This is a genomic window from Vibrio sp. 1F253 (assembly GCF_041439295.1).
Classification (GTDB): domain Bacteria; phylum Pseudomonadota; class Gammaproteobacteria; order Enterobacterales; family Vibrionaceae; genus Vibrio; species Vibrio tasmaniensis_A.
The window spans coordinates 14,895-34,703 of record NZ_JBGONU010000048.1 but is presented as its reverse complement, the minus strand read 5'-3'; the positions used below and the strand labels follow the sequence as shown (position 1 = coordinate 34,703).

Genomic DNA, 19,809 nt, shown 5'->3' with positions numbered 1-19,809 from the left:
CTTTGAAAAGCGAAATGTCGCTTAGCTAAGTGTCCAGTCTGACTGGAGCAGATCATAATGCCGTTCACTTAAGAGTGAACGGCATTTTTGTTCTTAGCATACCGTTGTGGTCTGGGTTTAACTGTTCTAGGGAATGTCCTTTCCCTTCGCCCTTCAAGTATTAAGCTTTCAGCCATGTTGTGGAACCCTTTTAGCTGACGAGGTATTGCGCCTGGTGTTGAGTAAGGTAAGCCTACAAGTAACGCAGATACATGAGCTAATGTGCCGTTAAAACTCAGTTGATAAGGAAGGTAATTTCCCTTTAAATTGAAGCAGAGCTCGACCATCTGGTATCGGATTAAATTGTAAGTAAGCAAGATGCCCCATAACTCCTGCTTTACCAGTTCTGGTAAACGACTTCGCAGCGTGAGACGATTTCCAAGCATGTATTGTTTTTGCTCTCGGTAGCCTAGCTCAATTTCCCAACGATGTTCATAAAGGCCTGCAATATCTTTTGATGGGTAACGCAGGGAGTCCGTCATTGAGGTTAATACTTGGTAGTCTTTTCCTTTAATTTTACGAGTGACAAGTCGAGCGGTTATCGACTTTGGTAAATCAGGCCATAGCTTTCTAGCCCTTGGGTTACTGTGTAATTGAACCAGTTTGTCATTTCGCCCTAAAGATTGAACAATGTCATATTGTGTATTTTTCTTGAGGGGGATAAGCCAATGACGCTCCGAGCCAGAGTCTTGCCATTTATGTAATAAGCCTAAAGAATAGAACCCCTTATCGAACATTGTCACGCTATGGTTTGGTGTTGTTTCTATCAGTTTTTCAGCTAATATCATTTCGTTTGTATTGTAATTATCAAATGCACTGGCCGTAATAATGTGACTGCTTAGTTCCATTTGGCAGACCATTCTCACTTGCGGATATTGCGTCCCTTTTTGTCGAGAAAATGCCTTTTCATTTTGCGGGTTATCGGGCGTTCGCCAAACAACGCCATCGACGCCAAGAAGCGTTAATCCATTCCACTGGGGTAACTTTGCACTTTTTAACCATGACGTAGTCATTCGCTAAAAGACCGCTTTAATTGCGTCTTCACCCAACGTCTTTCGACGTTGAGTTAACGCACTCGGTGCGACAAAAGCTTTACCTGTACGGTCGACAATATCAAGTTGGTTCACTAAATCTTTCATGGATTTACTGTTGTAGATAGCCATTCCAACAAGCAGCCACACCATGGATTCTAAAGTTAATTTCCTCTTTCTCATCGTGACAGTATCAGTAAGAGAATAGGCTTCGTCAATGAGTTCAATTGGAAGCAAGTCAGACAAAGTCTCAACGCTGCTAGGTTTCCAATCATTAATTATGTTTAGAGCTTGAGAAACATCCATAAAAAAATCCAAGTGCATTAAATACACTTGGATTTTGACAGCTCGGAAGGATCCTTCAACCGATCACTTTGGCTTTAACTGATCGGCATTAGTTACTTGTGGCTCTTCTTTTTTAGAATCGCAGCAAGATGTCTCTTTCGCCATTACTGGTGCAGGTTCACCACATGCACTTGTACCACATGAAGACTCTACCTTCGCTGGCGCTGCTTTCTTAGGAGCAGAATCACCACAGCTAGTGCCACAGTTTGAAGCAGAACCTGTCGATTCATACGCTTCAGGTTTTACGTAACGCTCAAAGCCAAGCTTCTCAAGTGCGTAACCTGCCACTACCGATACTGTCATTGCGACTAAGAAGTAAAACACAGCTACTTGCCAACCAAACGTAATCACGAACAAACCAATGATCACTGGGTTTAATAGTGGGCTACCAAATAGGAACACCATCATTGGTCCAAAACCCGCTCGTGCACGCAGCAATCCTTTTAGGAAAGGAATGGTCGAACATGAACAGAAAGGTGTAATTGCACCCAATAGTGCAGCAACCACATACCCCTTACCATTACGTGAGCTCAGGATAGATTGAATCTTTTCTGGTGTAAGGAACTCTTGAAGAATCCCAACAATGTAGCTGATCGCTAAGAAAAGGATAATTAACTCTACTGCTAAGAAAGCGAACATATCAAGTGCGTCTTTTAGCATTGTTAACATTTCATTGCTCATAATTAACTCCAAACTGGATTGAAGGTCGGGCTCTATGAGAAAAGTAACCAACCCTTAATTTCGAATATTCTCGAATTATAGAAATATCTCGTAACAGATCAAGCTTTATTTCGGTAAAAATCGAAATAATTTTCAAAGGATTTATTTTTCAATGACTTAATAAATTACGGTCTTTACATTTGTATTTAGACCACATTTCGACTAATATCGAAATTAAATCTTGAGGAGTTAATATGAACTTAGAAGTCGTAGCGAAAGCACTTAAAGAGTTGGGACACCCTATTCGCCTAACTATTTATAAGAGTGTCGTTAAAGCTGGCTACCAAGGCATTGCAGTTGGCGGCCTACAAGAAGAGCTAGGTATCCCTGGTTCCACCTTGTCTCACCACATATCCAGCTTGGCGTCTGCGGGCCTAATCAGCCAAAGACGAGAAGGAAGAACTCTATTCTGCGTGGCGGAGTATGAATGCCTAGAAGGTGTGATTGATTTCTTACAAGACGAGTGTTGCGTAAATGAACAGTTCAACTAATGCACCTTTGAACAAGGCAACTTTGAATAAGGCACCTTTGAAGCTCGAGCAAGTCTGGGCCGAGTATCAGCAAGCATTAAAGTCATTCCTGCATTCAAAGGTCAACAATTCTGCGGATGTAGACGACTTGCTCCAAGATATCTTGATTAAGACTTATCAGAACTTAGATAAGGTACAAGATGCGAGCAGCGTAAAGTCGTGGCTATTCCAATTAGCCAATCACACGATCATCGACTTTTACCGTAAGCACGCTCGATAACAACGTGATAGCCAAATTGATGCTGAAGATCTTTGGTTTACCGATTTAGACCACAATTCTGAGTTCAAGCAGAAGCTTTCATTATGTATTGAACCCTTTATTCAGGCGTTACCAGAACAAAGTTCATCATTACTGCTTGCTGTCGACATCAAAGGCCAAAGCCAGAAAGAGATCGCAGAGGCTCAAAACATCAGCTACTCAACCGTTAAGTCTCGTGTTCAGAAAAGCCGCGGGGATCTTAAGAACTTGTTTGAAGAGTGCTGTAACCTGTCACTTGATCAGCAAGGCAATGTGATTGACTGCGAGCTCAAACCAGACAACGATTGCAGTAAGTGCTAATAGCCATCCCTAAAATAGAACAAAGCCAGCAATTGATGCTGGCTTTGTTGTTTTCATAATCTGTAAATTACTTTGATTAAGTGAACCTAACTACTCTGCTTCCACTTACTACGCCGCTTCCGCTTTAACAACTGGTTGATAGCGCCCCGGTTTATGGTTCATCGCCAAAATCAAGTTGGTGACGATTGCGCCCAGTACAGACAACAGAACCAGCGACACATCAACGATAAACAGTGAAAGCACAACAATCGTACAATCTAGTGCCATCTGAACCTTACCCGCTCGAATACCAAAACGTTCTTGTAAGAACAGCGCCAGAATGTTGAAGCCACCTAAGCTCATTTTATGACGGAAGATCACCAACATGCCGGTACCAATCAAGCCACCACCAAGTAAAGCTGCATACAATGCATGAATTTCGGCAATTTGAATCACGTGATACAAGTGATCCACGGCGAACGAAACAATCGAAACCGCGATAAACGTATTGATGGTGAAGCGCCAGCCCATACGAGCAACCGACAAAATATAGAAAGGTAAGTTAAGTGCGAAGAACACTTGGCCAAAGCTCAAATCTGTCACTTTGGTAATGAAGATCGCTAGACCAGCCGTGCCTCCGGTGAGCAAACCGACTTGATTGAAAAAGATAACGCCGAGTGACACTAGCGCGCTACCTAAGATCAGTGCCAGTAAGTTTTCGCGAAGGTTATGATCTTTATCCATGTGAATGACTCTCCCTGAATCTTTTAACATCGCGTTTCAGTCCCGTTGAAACGATTGAAGTACAAATTTACGATGTTTAACAGATAAGTCGAGTAATTGCGCAGTGTTACTGAGTGATTAATTTGTATACTAGTTTTTACAGGCTTTAAAATACTTCACTAAAGCAAGCAGTTATATCTAAAAAATTAAATATCCATCCTAAATTCTCCACTTCTACCACATAATCAGCGAGCTTCGTGTTTTCCTATTTATTAGCTACGTTTCATTCAAATTCCAGCGATGCTTAAATCTATGCATAAAACGCATAGACTAAATCACAAAAGGTCATTTGATACATACCCTACTCGTCATTATGATGCGCGACTTCTTACAACATTGAGCGCATGTAAACACCTTATGTTTTCACAATCTCTTTTTGCCCAACTCGCCAGAATGACGCTATTACTTGTCATTAGTTTGGTTATTGTGCATCACAGTCAGCCATTGATTGATCTCTTGGCCCAGCATGCCGTGAGCAGTGGATGCCACCAGCAGTCAGCGCATGAGCATTCTGGGCACGAACACCACCATAAGATGACTGACCAACACATGTCAGCGCAAGACCACTCACATCACCACCATTAATTTAAGAGTATTAGAATGAGCATTTTCCGTTTTCCTTTACTGGTATGGCTTGGGATCGGCACACTTATTATCAGTCTAGGGATCAGACAATCATTCGGCATTTTCATGATGCCAATTTCAGAGCATTTTGGCACCGGCCGTGAATTTTTCAGCTTCGCCATTGCTCTACAAAACCTGCTGTTCGGTGTGTTCCAGCCTTTTGTGGGCATGGCCGCTGACAAATGGGGAGCAAGACGCATCATTATTGCAGGTGCATGTGCTTACGGTTTGGGTTTACTTCTTACCTCAATGTCTACCGAATCAAGCATGCTTTACGTTTCACTAGGCGCATTGGTTGGCCTTGGGTTAAGTGCAACAAGCTATGTGATTGTATTAGGCGCTGTGGCAAAAGTTGTACCTGCAGAGCACGCTGCGAAGGCATTTGGTTTAACCACAGCAGCAGGTTCATTTGGTATGTTCGCGGTAATTCCGGGCGCGCAATACATGTTGAACGAATTTGATTGGCAAAGTGCGATGCAAGTATTTGGCGTGCTTTGTTGTTTGATGATCTCGTTTGCACTGTTTATGCGAGCACCGAAGTCAGCAACCAATAAACAAGTAGAAGACACCCAGACACTGAAAGAAGCGCTGTCTGAAGCGTTTTCGAACAAAAGTTATTGGTTGATTCACGCGGGCTTCTTCGTGTGTGGTTTCCACGTGATGTTCATTGCAACGCACTTACCAAGTTACTTAGCAGACAAAAACTTACCTGCGAGTAGTGCAGCAATGGCACTGGCTTATGTGGGTATCTTCAACATCTTCGGATCTTACTTCTGGGGTGTGATGGGCGATAAGTTCAGCAAGCGTCATGTAATGTCGGCACTGTACTTAGTGCGTACTGTGGTTATTGGTGCGTTTGTAACTTTGCCAGTGACTGAGTCAACCGCGGCAATCTTCGGTGCGGCTATTGGTTTCTGTTGGTTGGGTACGGTTCCGCTAACGTCTGGTTTAGTTCGTCAGATCTTTGGTGCCCGTTACCTGTCGACGCTGTACGGCTTGGTATTCTTTACTCACCAAGTGGGTAGCTTCTTAGGCGCTTGGGTTGGTGGTCGTATTTACGATTACTACGGATCTTACGAGCCAATTTGGTGGTCAACGGTGGTACTGGCATTTGCAGCAACGCTTATCCATTTACCTATCAATGACAAGCCGATTGAGCGACTGAAATTGGCAATGGCTTAGCGTTTAACGCTGACTCCCCCACTAGCGTAAACAACAAGTCGTTCCAATAAAGCGAGTGAGTATTGAAAAGAAGCATCCTGATATACTCACTCGTTTTTTTGTTAGTCACTATTTCACCAATTAAAACGGTCGATATTTGCATAAACCTCACTGAATAATAAGACTATTCTTTTCATTTTAATTTATAGTATTCACTTGCTCCTTTAAAACTAATCCGCAGGCTTATGGAATACCTAGATCAGACCGCTCTTATCGCAATGGCACTCATTTTTGCAGGCTCATTTGTGCAAACTGCAATCGGCTTTGGTTTGGCCATTGTGGCTGCCCCACTGTTGTTTTTAGTCTCGCCCGACTATGTACCTGCGCCTATCTGTTTAGTTGGCCTGTTCATCTCGTTATTCAACGCCTTTAAACACCGTGCAAACATTTCTATTGGCGGATTAAAAATCGCATTACTAGGACGCATTCCAGGCTCACTAGCAGGCGGTGCCTTGTTGGTGATGGTTTCAACGAGCGTGTTGTCACTTTGGTTAGGTTTATTAGTGGTATTTGCCGTGATTGTCAGCTTGCTTCCATTTAGGTTAGAGCCGACGCCTGCCAAAATGGGCATCGCGGGATTCTTCTCAGGATTTTTTGGCACCAGTTCAGGTATTGGTGGTCCACCTATGGCACTGCTACTCCAACACCAAGATGCCAATCAGCTGCGTGGTAACCTTTCTGCGTTTTTCGTGTTTAGTTCAATCATTTCGTTGATTGTTCAGATCCCAATTGGCTTCTTCACTATGCACCATTTGATCATCACCATACCTTTGCTGCCTGCTGCTTGGTTGGGTTACAAAGTGGCGTTAATGACCACGCAAAGCATTCCTAAAGAGAAGATACGAATTGGTTCTTTACTGTTATGTTCTATCAGTGGCTTTACTGCCATTTGGCAGGGCTTAGCTGGTTAGTATAGAGATAGCGTAAGTACTGAAGGTTGCTTACGTTTTGTAACTATTTTGATGACAGCTCACTCATCTCAATAAGCAAGCGCATATGACTGACTAGTGACGTTATCCATTATGCTCAAATACCCTAATGCGGCGCCTTATTTAAGCTTTAAAGTCAGTACCACACTGTCGTAAACATCTCTATCTGGCGGTCACGATTCCCTCTCATTCAGCATCAATGAACCATTACTGCATAAACCATTTTTTCATGAGCTTTTTGTATACAGAGCTGAGACTGTTCAAATTAGACTAAATGTTCAATTGAGAGCGTAGTTGCATTCACTATATCTCTATATACTCGCACAATCATTAGGCAGACAGATGAGCACGCTCAGTATTAAGGACATTCATATGAAACAACTTGGATTTAAGCAGGTTCTTTTAGTCGCAGTATCAGTAATAATCGCAATAAGTGTCGGTTCAGCCAACTATTTATCATATCAGAGTAAGAAGGAAGCACTCACTGACACTATTTATCAGAGCACACAAGACCGTATTCGCATTGAAGGGAATAAGGTTGAGACTTACCTAGAAGCAAAAACACAAGCAGTAGCAAAAGTAGCTGCTGATTATCGTCAACATAATTATCAAGATAGACACGCCGAGCGAATGCGCGTGGGCTCATTAGGTGCTGATGTCGCGAACTTAATGATAGGTTTTGACAATGGCGATGCTTATGCGTCATTCGATTACCCGGGCTGGGATAATCACAAAAGTCCACCAAGCTACGACCCTCGCAGTAAAGCTTGGTACAAAGAAGGTAAGCGTTCAGGAAGCCTTGTATATACAGACCCATATACAGACTCCACAACAGGTACCTTAATGGTGAGCATTGGTAAAGATGTTGGTAACGGTGTGGTATTGGCAGACATTCCACTCGATGTTCTAAGTGACACTGTCTCTGAAATCGACCTCAACGGTGCTATTTCGATGATGATGACCAATGACATGACGGTGCTGGCTAGCACATCCAGTGTGGTTAAAGTGGGCACTAAATTAACGGATTACGCTTCTTTGAAAGACGTTGCAAAAAAAGCACAAAATTCAGAAAGCACAATCGTTAATTATAGTATCAACAGCGTTGAGAAAGTGATGTTCAGCCATGCGGTTAGCTATGGTGACAAAGAGTGGTACCTACTTGTTGGATTAGACAAAAGCGTCGTATTCGCAGCGCTAGAAGTCGCTCAGCAGCAAGCAATTATGATCACGATTGTCTACCTATTGATCAGCGTAGTTGCCACGTTATTCATTCTCAATATTCTTTACAAACCCATCCTAGCGTTGAAAGAAACCATTACAGGGCTATCAAATGGTGATGGTGATTTAACTCAGAGACTCGAAGTAAAGAAACACGATGATTTAGGGCAAATCGCATCTGGTGTAAACCAATTCATCGAGCATATACAAGACTTGATGCTAAAGATTGACGCAGCATCGTCTGAACTGAAAGAAAATGTGCAGCAACTTGAACATAAATCAGATGAAAATAACCACATTTTGAATCAGCACGTGCAAGAAACTGAACAAATTGTCACTGCCATTGAAGAAATGAGTTCAACAGCTGACGCCGTTGCCCAAAATGCAGGTGAAACGGCGCAATCAACTAAAGTCGCGTCCGATATCGGGGAGCAATCACTCAATGCTGTCGGTGATGCACAAATGAAGGTTAATGCACTAGTTTCTGAGATAGAGAACACATCATCGAACCTAGAAAGCATGAGCCAAGAAACTAAAGGAATCAGTGATATTTTGACAGTGATTGGTGAAATCGCTGAACAGACCAATCTTCTTGCGTTAAATGCAGCGATTGAAGCAGCACGAGCGGGCGAGCAAGGTCGTGGGTTTGCAGTAGTAGCGGATGAAGTGAGAGCCTTAGCGAGTCGAACACAAGCGAGTACACAACAGATTGAACAAGCGCTGACTCGATTGCTTTCAGTGAACAAGAATGTTGAAGAGTCTATGAATAAGACGAAAGGGACTTGTGACGAAACTTTTAATAACACCGAGAAAGTGGGCAGCAGCTTAAATGAGCTAACGTCACAAGTAACGGGGATCAATGACCTAAGTATTCAAATTGCAACGGCCGCAGAAGAGCAAAGCAGCGTCACTCAGGAAATTAGTCGTAACATGGTGGCTCTGAGTGACATTGTAAATGAACTCAACAAAAATGGAGATCAAGCTTTGGTGCAAACCAACAATATCTCCCAAGTAAACGAACGACTGGCATCAATGGTTGGTATATTTAAACTACGTTAATTTCTACTAAAACAGTTAGTTAGAATGAAACCCGTAGTGTATGGAGGTTATAGTTTCAAATAGCATCTATAGTTTTTCAATAGCAGTCATCGTTTAAAATAGCCGCCTTCTCCGAAGGCGGTTTTTTATTCCTCTCTTTCAAAAGCCCAACCAGAGCTCTTCTAGGCAAGTTTATTACTCATTTGCGATCTCTTAGAAACATCGGTAACAAAAGTTCTATTCTTTGCGTCGGAATCAGTGGCACCAATAGGTAGATCAAACCGGCAAAGGCAATAGACGCAGCTAAGTCTTCAGGGCGGTGCATACCAAGCCAAACACGACTATAAGCAACGCCACCAGCCCAAACTAGCAAACCGCCGACTAAGTAAAAACGTTTCGCTTCTAGGAACAAGCCGCCAAAGAACGCCAGACACACGCCAACGAAAATCATGTGCCCAGATGGGAAAGAATAGTCAGTCTCACCTAGCCAATGACGTGTTCGCCACTCACTCACCTTGTCTTGCACAGATGCAATCGCTGCGTTCTTTTCTACCAATGGCAGTTCGTAAAACAGCTCTGGCATTTCAACGACTTCTTGCGTCACCAAATACTCAGAATAAGGACGCGGGCTTTCTGTAGAATGCTTTAAGAAAGTTTTTGCTGCAAAGCTGAGAACCAACAACAAGCCGAGCTGCAGACAAAGGCTGACGAGCTTAGCTTTGGAAAATTTCATCGTGAGCAATACCAAAGACAAAACAGCTAGCGTTACCAAGAATCCTTGATTACCCGCCGAGTAAGTCACAAACGTTATGAAGGCGCCTTGGAAAGGCGAAACCGCAGCCCCAAGGTCAAAATTAGATCCAAAGATCAAAAACGGTACGAGAGAAGACAAACTTAAAACGAGCAGTAATAAGCCTTTGGATTTGTTAGAGAACGGAGATGTCATGACTAAGATCTTTTGGATAAAGTGGATGGATGCTAGCGCAGCTTAGCAATGCCAATATCAATTTTATGTCAAAACGGTCATTAAGCCGTCATGGTCTAACAATGTTCGATTGATGAACCTCTTGAGTATTGATTCGGTGAACAGCCACGCCAGTATCAACAATGTTCGACATCCACTTATGTTCATAGAGCAACAAAGACCACTCAAACCAGCTGATTCAAAGGTCTTATCCCACTAAAGACTGCCGGACACGTTCTGCTGATAAAGTGAACACTTACCCGACTATAAGGCCGGAATCTGAAAAACTTTGCTGTCAGTCCTTTAAATCCACTATTGAAAGGATTACCATCTGGTCTGCTTTCAAAGCAAAATAGATTATTAATTTTTATTCTCAGGGCGGGGCGAAATTCCCCACCGGCGGTATGTCCTTAGCAAAATCTAAAGATAAGCCCGCGAGCGCTCGATTCGTCGAGGTCAGCAGATCTGGTGAGATGCCAGAGCCGACGGTCATAGTCCGGATGAGAGAGAATGAAAACACACTCGTTTAACTTGGAAAGGTGTACCTATTTATTAGGTTGATGCCTCCAACTTAGACGGGTGCATTTCGTTTTGGATAAAACCATAATGAGCTAATACCAATCACAGTAAATAAATGATCAGAGATAGCGCAGGAAAAACGCTTGAGAACAAGGCAAAATTTTTCGATAAGTAGTTATTCTACAGTCAAAAATTTTAACGCCGTTATCAAGGGTTTTAACCAGCTAGAATGACCAGTTGTTTACTACGATTGGTACAAGTCGACTTGTAATGAGTTGGCTTTGTTGTGCTCGGTTGAGATCCCTCATACAGCCCTGATTCTGGTGATATTTTAGGAGTTTAACCATGAATCAGTCTTCACTACTTGCCGAATTTGGCGAACCAATCACTCGCGTTGAAAACGCACTGCAAGCTCTGCGCGAAGGTCGTGGCGTGCTTCTACTTGACGATGAAGATCGTGAGAACGAAGGCGACATCATCTACTCAGTAGAACACCTAACGAATGCTCAAATGGCGCTTATGATCCGAGAATGCAGCGGTATTGTGTGCTTATGCTTAACAGACGAGCAAGCAAACCAACTCGAACTTCCACCTATGGTTGTTGATAACAACAGCGCAAACCAAACTGCGTTTACCGTTACTATCGAAGCAAAAGTCGGCGTAACAACAGGTGTTTCTGCCGCTGACCGTGTAACAACGATCAAGACAGCTGCAAACCCAACGGCTAAACCTACTGACCTAGCTCGCCCTGGCCACGTATTCCCATTACGTGCGCGTAAAGGTGGTGTACTGGCTCGCCGCGGTCACACAGAAGGTACTGTGGATCTAATGCAAATGGCAGGTCTTCAATCGGCAGGTGTACTGTGTGAAGTTACCAACCCAGACGGCACGATGGCAAAAGCGCCAGAGATCGTTGCTTTCGGTAAAATGCACAACATGCCTGTACTGACCATTGAAGATATGGTGATGTACCGCACTGAGTTCGACCTAAAACTGGCTTAATGTTTAATATTTAATGCTTAGTGCTTAGTGCTTAGTATCCCGATATTAACTCAAGCGCATTGACCTAAACAGATCTAGGCTCACCAATGGAGCCAAGCTTATTTTAAACAGGGCATAGTGACTGTCACTCAAACAGCTTTTACAGCTGACTGATACCGTCCAATAAACCCTGTTAGAATCAGAACCGCATACAAAAATTAGAGCCTCACTGATTTCAGTGGGGCTTTTTTCATACTCACGTCCGATAAAAAACCGAGCCAATTAGCAACTATTATCATTAACAACACGCAATCGTTATGTTATAACATCGCAAACAATTACTCATAACTAGGACAAAAGCATGAAAAAGCTTGCCGCACTGGCGCTACTTTCCATCAGTGCACTACTCATATGGATATTTTTACCATCAAAAGAAACACAACCAACAACGCTCAACATTTCTGGTCCCTTCGAATTTACCGACCAAGATTTGTCTAAAAACGGCTATTTATTTACACGGTTACAAGTCGTTGAAGCGCTTACCGCTATCGATAAATCAGGCAACGTCACCCCTTTATTAGCGAAAGAATGGACAACTAGCGCAAACAATCTACGCTGGGAATTCACATTGCGCCCAGACGTTGTTTTCCACGATGGTTCACCGCTTACCGTGCAAGCTGTTCAAACTTCTCTTTCTCACGCTTTAAAAAAACCTGGCGTATTAAAGCGTGTACCTATCAAAGAGATATCAGCTTCAAACAACCTTCTAGTGATAGAACTATCTCAACCTTATCGACCATTACTAGCCGTGTTAGCGCATTACACGGCAGCGATTGCAGCACCAAGTTCGTTTGATCAACAAGGAAATGTGGCACAACTGAGTGGTACAGGTCCTTATAAAATCCAAGAGTTACAAGCTCCTCATAAAGCGCATGTTGTCAAAAATGCTGACTACTGGGGCACAAAAGCCTCGATTGAACATGTTCACTACCTTGCAGGTCATCGCTCTGAAAGCCGTGCTTTGTTAGCACAAACCGGTCAAGCCGATCTGGTTTACACACTCGATCCAGCCAGTATCGACCTACTTGAGTCAGCAAGAAATGTTGAATTAGTGATGGAGTCAATCCCAAGAACGATCCTAATTAAGTTGAATAATGAACACCCACTTTTGAATCATTCAGATGTGCGTCAAGCTATCAGTTTAGCTTTGGACCGAACGGGTATTTCAAAACAAATCGTCCGCGTTCCAGGCTCTGAAGCCTATCAACTGTTTGCCCCTTCTCTTGGCGCATGGCACATCAATAACCTTGAGCAAACTCAGCGCAATATCGACCAAGCGAAAACATTACTCGCAGGGCAAGGTTGGCAGGAAAATGAGGAAGGTCTCCTTTCGCGAGAAGGCAAACCATTCGATATTACTTTAACTACCTACTCAGATAGACCAGAACTGCCTATCGTAGCTACCGCGATTCAAGCTCAGCTTAAAGAAGTCGGCATTCAAGTGAATGTTTCTATCGATAACTCAAGTGCAATTCCATCAAAGCACAAAGACGGCACCTTAGAAATGGCGCTCGTGGCGCGTAATTTTGGCACTACGGCGGATCCCCTAGCCTTACTAATGCGCGACTTTGCTAGCCATAAAGGCAGTGACTGGGGACCAATGAACTGGTCTTCTGATGAGTTCAGCAGCTTACTTCAACGTCTATCGGTTGAACCAAACCAAGAACAATATAATCTAATGACTCAAGAAGCTTCATCCATATTAGCGGAAGAAATGCCGCTGATTCCTGTGACTTTCTACACTCAATTAGTCGCGGTGAATGAACGTGTTAACCACTTCTCATTTGACCCATTTGAAATCAACTATCGTATCTCAGAGATGACGATTAATGATTAATATCTTAATCCGAAGAGTACTCCAAGCCGGCTTTGTGGCTTGGAGTATCGGAACACTCACTTTCATTTTAATGCGCTTGTTACCCGGCGACTTTGCTTTTCGAATTGCAGCGGGTCGTTATGGGTACGATTATGTGGATGCAGATGCGGCACAAGCGGTTTACCAAGAGTTAGGGCTTGATCGCTCTGGCTTGCAGTTATACCTCGAATGGTTGTGGGATCTTCTCCATTTTGATTTGGGAACATCATTGATTAGTAGTACCCCCGTCATTGATGAAATCAGCCACCAGCTCGGGCACTCCATTTTATTGGCAGTCGTCGCGACCGTCATTTCTCTTCTCATTGCCATCCCAATCGGTATTTATTGTGGAAAACGGACCGACTCTTTTGCAGACAACTTCTCGCTATTAGGTTCCATCATCTTAAGAGCTCAGCCTGTATTTCTCGTAGGTTTGGCCTTGGTGATTATATTTTCGTTACAGCTGAATTGGCTTCCTGTGGCAGGCTTTGGTCGAGTCGAGTTTATCGTTCTGCCCGCCCTCGCCTTGGCACTATCGCTGGCTGCAATGTCTAGTCGTCTTATAAGAAACGCCACTCACGATGCCATCACAGCACCGCACTTTTTATTCGCTCGTTTAAAAGGACTCAGTGAGGCGCAAGCTTTTCAGCATCACGCTCATAAACACATCGCTTTACCTGTTATTACTTTTGTTGGTGTTCAAGCAACCGGGTTAATTGAAGGGATCATTATGATCGAGTCATTGTTCTCCTGGCCAGGTATTGGGCATGCATTGGCGCATGCGATTTTCCGTCGAGATATTCCAATGATTCAAGGTTCTGCTCTGCTGATGGGACTTTTGTTTGTGGTCATTAATACCTTAGTCGATCTTGTTAACTACCAATTAGATCCAAGGCAACGCGCGAATAAACCCTCTGCTTTATTTTCAAAATTTGCACCTAATAAACAACAAGCAGAACCCGAAAAAAAGAAGGTTAAGATCGTATGAATTTAACAAAACCGCAATGGTTAGGTCTGATTATCTTAGCCGCTTTATTATGCCTAGTCATGCTAGAACGGACTGTCTATCAAGGTGATATTGCCAAGCAAAATTTAGACCTTGCATTCACAACGCCTTCTGTCGAAGAACCTTTAGGCAGAGACCATTTTGGACGCAGTAATTTAGCGAGATTAAGCCACGCCATTACCACCTCACTTTCCATGGCATTAATCAGTATTACCACCGCAGCGTTGTTAGGGACGTCAATGGGAGTAATAGCCGGCTGGAAGCAAGGATGGTGGGATAAAATCTTTTCATTCAACGTGAACATGATACTCGCCATGCCCGGCTTAATTCTTGTTTTACTTTTTGCGGCTATGGTTCCGGGATCATTCCTCATTCTATATATCGCCATATCGCTCATGCTGTGGGTGGATTTTTTCCGCGTGTCACGCAACCGAACGTTGTCACTCATTCAGTCACCTGCAGTAGAAGCCTCTCGGCTTTATGGGTTCAACCACTGGTATATATTCAAGCGTCACTTGTGGCCAGATTGCCGAAATGATTTATTCACCCTGTTCTGTTTTGGTACGGGTAATTCAATACTGGCACTCGCGTCTTTAGGCTTTCTACATGTTGGGCTCAAGCCGCCAGAAGCTGAGCTCGGCTTAATGATGGTTGAACTGTTCCGTTACTACCACCAAGCCCCTTGGGTTTTGATTCAACCGGTACTGACCGTTTTTCTTCTGGTATTAAGCTTTCATTTATTAGCTCAAGGAAAACGTCACACGCAATTCTCAAAAAACCATGCGCATAAAGAACCGGGAGCTAAACAAGAAAAAACCCAACTAGTCAAACAAACGGATAAAGGAGTAGCAGCATGAACGCAATGTTAAAAATTGAAAACCTGTCGATTCAAACTGATACTCAAACCTTAGTCCAGAGCTTAAGTTTAGATTTATATCCTCAGCGTCCGCTCACCATTTTGGGAGAAACAGGCGCGGGGAAAAGCCTAATCGCGGCAGCTATCGCCGGCACATTACCTGATGCCTTAAAACCAGAGGGCGACATTACTTTGTTTGATGAGCTTAACCCTTTAAATCGAGAACGGTTTTGGGGCAAAGAAATAGCTTTGCTACCTCAAGAACCTTGGTTAGCACTCAATCCGCTTCGGACTATAGGATCGCAGATAAGCGAAGTTCATAAGCTGGTTTTAAACGAAGGTCGTTCCCAGAGTGACACACTCACCCATCATGCACTTCAACAAATGGATCTGGGCAAAGATGGAGATAAACACCCATTTGAACTCTCGGGCGGAATGGCGCAACGTGCTGCGTACTTATGTGCGACACAAGCTGGAGGCAAACTGTTAATTGCCGATGAACCCACAAAAGGCTTAGACGAAAGCCGACGTGATCACGTTGGGCAACTTCTCCTTTCTCACTGCCAACAACTTGAAAATGGCAAACCCGGTGGCCTGCTCACCATCACTCACGACATTAAACTGGCTAAAATGTTAGGTGGTGACATCATTGTCATGAAAGAAGGGGCAATTGTTGAAAGGGGAGACGCTAAAGCCATTTTAGATCAGCCACAAGCGGCCTACACAAAAGCGCTAATACAAGCGCAACCTGAGTATTGGTCTCTTGAGCAGCCAGCTTCCTCGCAACCTTCAAATGAATCAAATAGTCACGCTGCTCCCTCAGAGGTTGGTATACAAAGCGGGCAGAAGCTACTTCTTGAAGTTGAAGGTTTAGCTATTTACCGCGATCAAAGAACACTCTTTTCAGATCTGACGTTCTCATTATCACACGGTGAAATACTGGGAGTTTATGGTGACAGCGGATGCGGAAAATCTTCTCTCGCCGATACTTTACTAGGGTTGCATCACGACTTTTCCGGCAATATCGACTGGGTTCAAAAAATCGAAAAAGGACAACGCCTTAAGCTTTACCAAGATCCACCCAGTGCGCACTCCCCTCACACAACACTAAAAACGTTGCTTGATGACTTGTGTGCGCTTCACAAGCTAAATCGCTCCAAGATACCCGTACTTCTAGATAGATTGAGCCTTAACTCTGCTTTGCTTGAACGTCCATCAAGCCAAGTATCCGGAGGAGAATTGCAGAGGTTTGCGATTTTACGAGCGCTACTGATGAGCCCAAAACTGTTAATTGCAGATGAACCCTCATCACGATTAGACCCCATCACAGCAGCCCAAACGCTAAAGCTGATTGTTGAAGTATCGAAAGAAGCTAACTGCGGCCTAATTTTGATCAGCCATGATCAACTGGCTTTGAGTAAGCTATGCAATAAAGTGATCGACTTATCGCGCTATTGATTTATCTAGCTATTGATTTCTGGATCGATCGACTTATTGGGCTATCGACCTAAACGAGCTTCGCGGTTATCTGTCTTCTCAGTGGTACATTCGCCGTAAATCTTTAGTCATACCTTCACTATCTACTCACTGAATGTACATCTCTGTGTAACCCAATCTGACTAACCTTGCATAAGAGGTTAGCCAGATTGTAGCTATTTATGCTTCAGCCATAGCAAAGTCTAGAAACTATAAAAACCTCTAACCTCTTCTATCGCACTCACTCGAATGGTGAGGTGATGCACCAGTATTGGTCATCCACAAGCGGGCTTAAAATATAAGTCGTTGAAATATAATGTTTATCAATTTTGGCACAAATCGTGAACTACCACTAAGTAGGTATTCAGATATTAGGAGTTGAATATGTTGGTCGTTATTTCAGTGGGTTTATCCCTATTAGTACTTGCAGCGCTGTTTCATTTCTCAAAGAAGAGACAAACAGCGCTATCACACCGGTTTGAAACCTTAGTTCTACTCAGACAGTTATTGTTGCTATCACGCAAACATCGCGCGGCAACGCATTATGCTCTGGCGTATCAATTGACGAGCGACTCAATTCGAAAAGTGAATCAGATTTACGACAACATACTTGAGGTATCTGAACTGCTTCAATCTCATGTGTCGTTTGACAGCCGTCCGATGTATCGCATTTATCACCTCAAACTCATCGCTATGCACAATGACTGGCAAAACCGTAGCTTAGTACGTAATCAATCGATTCATGGAAAAACGATTCGTCACAGCATGTTCTTGATGGATGAAGTGATGATCATCTGGCTGATTCAATCAGAACGAGAAGACATGAGCCGTGAGTACCACATGAACTGGCAACAGATCTTAGATTGTATGGAGATCCTTACCAAGTTGAGAATGGCCATCCCTGGGATAGAAAAGGCGGATATGGAGAAGCCTGAGGAGTATGCGAGATTCAAATTCTACGCATCTCAGACACACCGCAAACTCAACCAATTATCGATTATCTGCCCTATCAGCAGTGGGTCACCCATTTGTACACGTGCGATGCATGCACTTACCGAGATCGCATCAAGTACTGAAGCGACCCAACCAGCAGATAGCATGTACGAATTAACCAGTGATATATCTACTGTGGTATCGCAAGTTTACGACCAAGTATTATCCGACATTACTAGAAACTTGTATCAGCCTTTACCTGACATCAACGATAAGGCGATAAACACCCGATTATCGGTACACAGATACGTGTAAAGACTTCGTGAGAGGAGAGCGTGTGGAACTCTGAATGATTGAGTTCAAATCCGATATCACCTTTGATATCGGATTTTTGTATTTATGTGTTTATGTGTTTATGCCTTGTGTACTTAAGATATATAACCTCAAACATCACCAGACTTAATATCGCTAGACCAAACTTCCGCGGCAAAATCAATAAACTGACGAACTATAGGAAGCTGGTAACTACGAGACAGATACACCGCCCAAAGCACACTACTCGGTGAAACAAAGTCATCCAATATTCGTTTCAATTTACCATTCGCAATCAGTGGATTGGCTAAATCACAAGGTAAGCGAACAATCCCTTTTCCATGCTGTGCGGCGCGAGTTAATACCCCAACATCGTTAGCCTTGATAGTGCCAGACACCTCAACCGAATAGTGCTGGTTATCCTTAACGAAATCCCACTTAGAAACACTCAAATGGCGAAAGCAGTTATGCTGTCGAAGTGCTTCGACCGTTTCAGGTTCTCCGTGCTTGTCTAGGTAGACTTGAGAGGCACACACCACTGAATCAATTTCCATGAGCTTTCGAGCAATCAAACTATCGTCAGGTTGGTCAGTATAGCGAAGGGCAATATCTATTCTCTCATCCACCAGCTGCGCAAAACGGTCTGAGGCAAACAACTCGACCGTTATATTAGGGTGACGCTCTGTGAATTGTTCAACCACATCCAACAACATGTGCTGAGTCAAACCAATAGGAGCAGCTATGCGAATAGTTCCGGAAAGAGCATCGGTTTGATTAAGCGCGGTCACTTCTAACTCCGCCGTTTCATGGAGTATTTTCTCGCAGCGCTGTAAGGCAATCTCTCCTGCCGCGGTCAAACTCACCTTACGAGTCGTTCTGTGCAATAACCTCTGCTTTAACCACCCTTCGATCTCTTGAACATGACGTGAAACCTGTAATCGGCTCATATCTAAATGCTCAGCTGCTTGAGTGAAGCTGGCACAATTTGCGACTTCAACAAAGCTACGCATCGCCGTCAACCTATCCATCACACACTCCTTAAGCTATTTAACAGCTAATCCAATCTTATTAGATCACTATATAGATACAATCTACATCATTTTACGATATTTATCGCAACTTAGTGAGCTATTAGACTGCAATGGCTGTCGAGAAACAGACTCAATAAATTAGATAATTGGAGAGACATTATGAAAATTGCAGTATTAGGCGCATCTGGTTGGATTGGTAGTCACATTGCTCAAGAAGCTCAATCTCGTGGTCACAACGTGGTTGCAGTCGTAAGAGATGCAAGCCGTGTAGAAATAAACAATGTTGAGGTTCGTTCATTTGATTTACAAGATGAAGCAGCAAGCCTTGCAACCGCACTATCCGGCGTTGATGCAGTAATCACTTCGATTGGCGGACGTGCTTTGGGTAATCACGACATCGTAAAAAGCACAGCGACTAAGCTGCTTGAGACACTGCCAAGCATTGGTATCGAGCGCCTGCTTTGGGTTGGCGGTGCAGGTTCATTAGAAGTGGCGCCAAACGTACCGTTAGTGACCGTTCCTGACTTCCCAGCAGATTACAAAAACGAAGCACTAGCACAGGGTGAAGCTCTTGAAGTGTTCAAGCAATCGAACAGCGAGGTTAACTGGACGTTTGTTAGCCCTGCAGCAGAAATTTTCCCGGGCGATAAGCTATCAACCTACCGCACAGGTGGTGATCAGCTGCTCACCGACGAAGATGGCAACAGCAAAATTTCAGTCAGCGACTACGCGATTGCGATGATTGATGAGCTCGAAGCTGGCAAGTTCCCACGTCAACGTATTGGTGTCGCTTACTAGTC

General features: G+C 43.6%; 15 protein-coding genes, 3 pseudogenes and 1 riboswitch. Of the genes and pseudogenes, 12 read left to right on the top strand and 6 right to left on the bottom strand.

Features of this window, described 5'->3' with window-relative positions; genetic code table 11:
- Positions 1–68 precede the first annotated feature (68 nt).
- Both ACED28_RS18995 and ACED28_RS18990 read right to left on the bottom strand, forming a co-directional pair.
- Positions 69–1,376: pseudogene (locus ACED28_RS18995) on the bottom strand (IS4 family transposase).
- A gap of 90 nt (positions 1,377–1,466) precedes the next feature.
- Positions 1,467–2,096 (bottom strand): annotated as a pseudogene (locus tag ACED28_RS18990) (permease); the annotation flags it as partial.
- A 233-nt stretch (positions 2,097–2,329) separates the two neighbouring features.
- Between ACED28_RS18990 and ACED28_RS18985 the strand changes: the two are divergent.
- On the top strand, positions 2,330–2,626 hold the full coding sequence (locus ACED28_RS18985; protein WP_371710466.1) for an ArsR/SmtB family transcription factor: 297 nt from the start codon (positions 2,330–2,332) through the stop codon (positions 2,624–2,626).
- Positions 2,610–3,224 (top strand): annotated as a pseudogene (sigZ, locus tag ACED28_RS18980) (RNA polymerase sigma factor SigZ). The gene ACED28_RS18985 and the pseudogene sigZ overlap by 17 nt, the downstream one beginning before the upstream one ends.
- A gap of 108 nt (positions 3,225–3,332) precedes the next feature.
- On the opposite strand, the gene ACED28_RS18975 reads toward sigZ, so the two are convergent.
- On the bottom strand, positions 3,333–3,947 hold the full coding sequence (locus ACED28_RS18975) for a YitT family protein (protein ID WP_017065874.1): 615 nt from the start codon (positions 3,945–3,947) through the stop codon (positions 3,333–3,335).
- Between the two features lie 460 nt (positions 3,948–4,407).
- Positions 4,408–4,557 carry a hypothetical protein gene (locus ACED28_RS18970; protein ID WP_371710465.1) on the bottom strand — a complete coding sequence of 50 codons (150 nt, stop codon included), beginning with the start codon at positions 4,555–4,557 and terminating at the stop codon, positions 4,408–4,410.
- A 29-nt stretch (positions 4,558–4,586) separates the two neighbouring features.
- On the opposite strand from ACED28_RS18970, the gene ACED28_RS18965 reads away from it, so the two are divergent.
- The 3 genes from ACED28_RS18965 (at position 4,587) to ACED28_RS18955 (ending at position 9,037) form a co-directional block, all read left to right on the top strand.
- Complete coding sequence (locus ACED28_RS18965) at positions 4,587–5,792, top strand: MFS transporter (protein ID WP_371710464.1); 1,206 nt, start codon at positions 4,587–4,589, stop codon at positions 5,790–5,792.
- Between the two features lie 224 nt (positions 5,793–6,016).
- Positions 6,017–6,742 carry a sulfite exporter TauE/SafE family protein gene (locus ACED28_RS18960; RefSeq protein WP_009846277.1) on the top strand — a complete coding sequence of 242 codons (726 nt, stop codon included), beginning with the start codon at positions 6,017–6,019 and terminating at the stop codon, positions 6,740–6,742.
- 390 nt (positions 6,743–7,132) lie between these two features.
- Positions 7,133–9,037 carry a methyl-accepting chemotaxis protein gene (locus tag ACED28_RS18955; RefSeq protein WP_371710463.1) on the top strand — a complete coding sequence of 635 codons (1,905 nt, stop codon included), beginning with the start codon at positions 7,133–7,135 and terminating at the stop codon, positions 9,035–9,037.
- Positions 9,038–9,215: 178 nt separating this feature from the next.
- Here the strand turns inward: ACED28_RS18955 and ACED28_RS18950 are convergent, their stop codons facing one another.
- Positions 9,216–9,962 carry a phosphatase PAP2 family protein gene (locus tag ACED28_RS18950; protein WP_371710462.1) on the bottom strand — a complete coding sequence of 249 codons (747 nt, stop codon included), beginning with the start codon at positions 9,960–9,962 and terminating at the stop codon, positions 9,216–9,218.
- A 383-nt stretch (positions 9,963–10,345) separates the two neighbouring features.
- A riboswitch (FMN riboswitch) is annotated at positions 10,346–10,496 on the top strand.
- A gap of 348 nt (positions 10,497–10,844) precedes the next feature.
- Here ACED28_RS18950 and ribB point away from each other — a divergent pair.
- The 6 genes from ribB to ACED28_RS18920 all read left to right on the top strand — a co-directional run bounded on the left by ribB (position 10,845) and on the right by ACED28_RS18920 (position 17,981).
- Entirely contained in the window at positions 10,845–11,501 is a 657-nt protein-coding gene (gene ribB / locus ACED28_RS18945) for a 3,4-dihydroxy-2-butanone-4-phosphate synthase (RefSeq protein ID WP_004733029.1), read from the top strand.
- A gap of 340 nt (positions 11,502–11,841) precedes the next feature.
- The gene (locus tag ACED28_RS18940) at positions 11,842–13,377 is read left to right on the top strand and encodes an ABC transporter substrate-binding protein (protein WP_371710461.1); all 1,536 of its coding nucleotides are present in this window, start codon (positions 11,842–11,844) and stop codon (positions 13,375–13,377) included.
- Complete coding sequence (locus ACED28_RS18935) at positions 13,370–14,383, top strand: ABC transporter permease (protein WP_371710460.1); 1,014 nt, start codon at positions 13,370–13,372, stop codon at positions 14,381–14,383. Before ACED28_RS18940 ends, ACED28_RS18935 begins: the two co-directional genes overlap by 8 nt.
- On the top strand, positions 14,380–15,258 hold the full coding sequence (locus tag ACED28_RS18930; RefSeq protein ID WP_371710459.1) for an ABC transporter permease: 879 nt from the start codon (positions 14,380–14,382) through the stop codon (positions 15,256–15,258). Before ACED28_RS18935 ends, ACED28_RS18930 begins: the two co-directional genes overlap by 4 nt.
- Positions 15,255–16,715, top strand: coding sequence for an ABC transporter ATP-binding protein (locus ACED28_RS18925; RefSeq protein WP_371710458.1), 1,461 nt, complete (start codon positions 15,255–15,257; stop codon positions 16,713–16,715). Before ACED28_RS18930 ends, ACED28_RS18925 begins: the two co-directional genes overlap by 4 nt.
- A 402-nt stretch (positions 16,716–17,117) precedes the next feature.
- Positions 17,118–17,981, top strand: coding sequence for a hypothetical protein (locus ACED28_RS18920; RefSeq protein ID WP_371710457.1), 864 nt, complete (start codon positions 17,118–17,120; stop codon positions 17,979–17,981).
- Between the two features lie 128 nt (positions 17,982–18,109).
- Here the strand turns inward: ACED28_RS18920 and ACED28_RS18915 are convergent, their stop codons facing one another.
- Positions 18,110–19,006, bottom strand: a complete 897-nt coding sequence (locus ACED28_RS18915; protein ID WP_371710456.1) for a LysR family transcriptional regulator — start codon at positions 19,004–19,006, stop codon at positions 18,110–18,112.
- 162 nt (positions 19,007–19,168) lie between these two features.
- Between ACED28_RS18915 and ACED28_RS18910 the strand changes: the two genes are divergently transcribed.
- A complete protein-coding gene (locus tag ACED28_RS18910) occupies positions 19,169–19,807 on the top strand; it encodes an NAD(P)-dependent oxidoreductase (RefSeq protein ID WP_371710455.1) in 639 nt (212 codons plus the stop codon).
- Positions 19,808–19,809: the final 2 nt, after the last annotated feature.

Excerpts from the sequence above, each read along its gene's own strand:
- ACED28_RS18985 (WP_371710466.1), top strand. The coding sequence starts at position 2,330 with ATGAACTTAGAAGTCGTAGCGAAAGCACTTAAAGAGTTGGGACACCCT.
- ACED28_RS18975 (WP_017065874.1), bottom strand. The coding sequence starts at position 3,947 with ATGGATAAAGATCATAACCTTCGCGAAAACTTACTGGCACTGATCTTA.
- ACED28_RS18965 (WP_371710464.1), top strand. The coding sequence starts at position 4,587 with ATGAGCATTTTCCGTTTTCCTTTACTGGTATGGCTTGGGATCGGCACA.
- ACED28_RS18960 (WP_009846277.1), top strand. The coding sequence starts at position 6,017 with ATGGAATACCTAGATCAGACCGCTCTTATCGCAATGGCACTCATTTTT.
- ACED28_RS18955 (WP_371710463.1), top strand. The coding sequence starts at position 7,133 with ATGAAACAACTTGGATTTAAGCAGGTTCTTTTAGTCGCAGTATCAGTA.
- ACED28_RS18950 (WP_371710462.1), bottom strand. The coding sequence starts at position 9,962 with ATGACATCTCCGTTCTCTAACAAATCCAAAGGCTTATTACTGCTCGTT.
- ribB (WP_004733029.1), top strand. The coding sequence starts at position 10,845 with ATGAATCAGTCTTCACTACTTGCCGAATTTGGCGAACCAATCACTCGC.
- ACED28_RS18940 (WP_371710461.1), top strand. The coding sequence starts at position 11,842 with ATGAAAAAGCTTGCCGCACTGGCGCTACTTTCCATCAGTGCACTACTC.
- ACED28_RS18935 (WP_371710460.1), top strand. The coding sequence starts at position 13,370 with ATGATTAATATCTTAATCCGAAGAGTACTCCAAGCCGGCTTTGTGGCT.
- ACED28_RS18930 (WP_371710459.1), top strand. The coding sequence starts at position 14,380 with ATGAATTTAACAAAACCGCAATGGTTAGGTCTGATTATCTTAGCCGCT.
- ACED28_RS18925 (WP_371710458.1), top strand. The coding sequence starts at position 15,255 with ATGAACGCAATGTTAAAAATTGAAAACCTGTCGATTCAAACTGATACT.
- ACED28_RS18920 (WP_371710457.1), top strand. The coding sequence starts at position 17,118 with ATGTTGGTCGTTATTTCAGTGGGTTTATCCCTATTAGTACTTGCAGCG.
- ACED28_RS18915 (WP_371710456.1), bottom strand. The coding sequence starts at position 19,006 with ATGGATAGGTTGACGGCGATGCGTAGCTTTGTTGAAGTCGCAAATTGT.
- ACED28_RS18910 (WP_371710455.1), top strand. The coding sequence starts at position 19,169 with ATGAAAATTGCAGTATTAGGCGCATCTGGTTGGATTGGTAGTCACATT.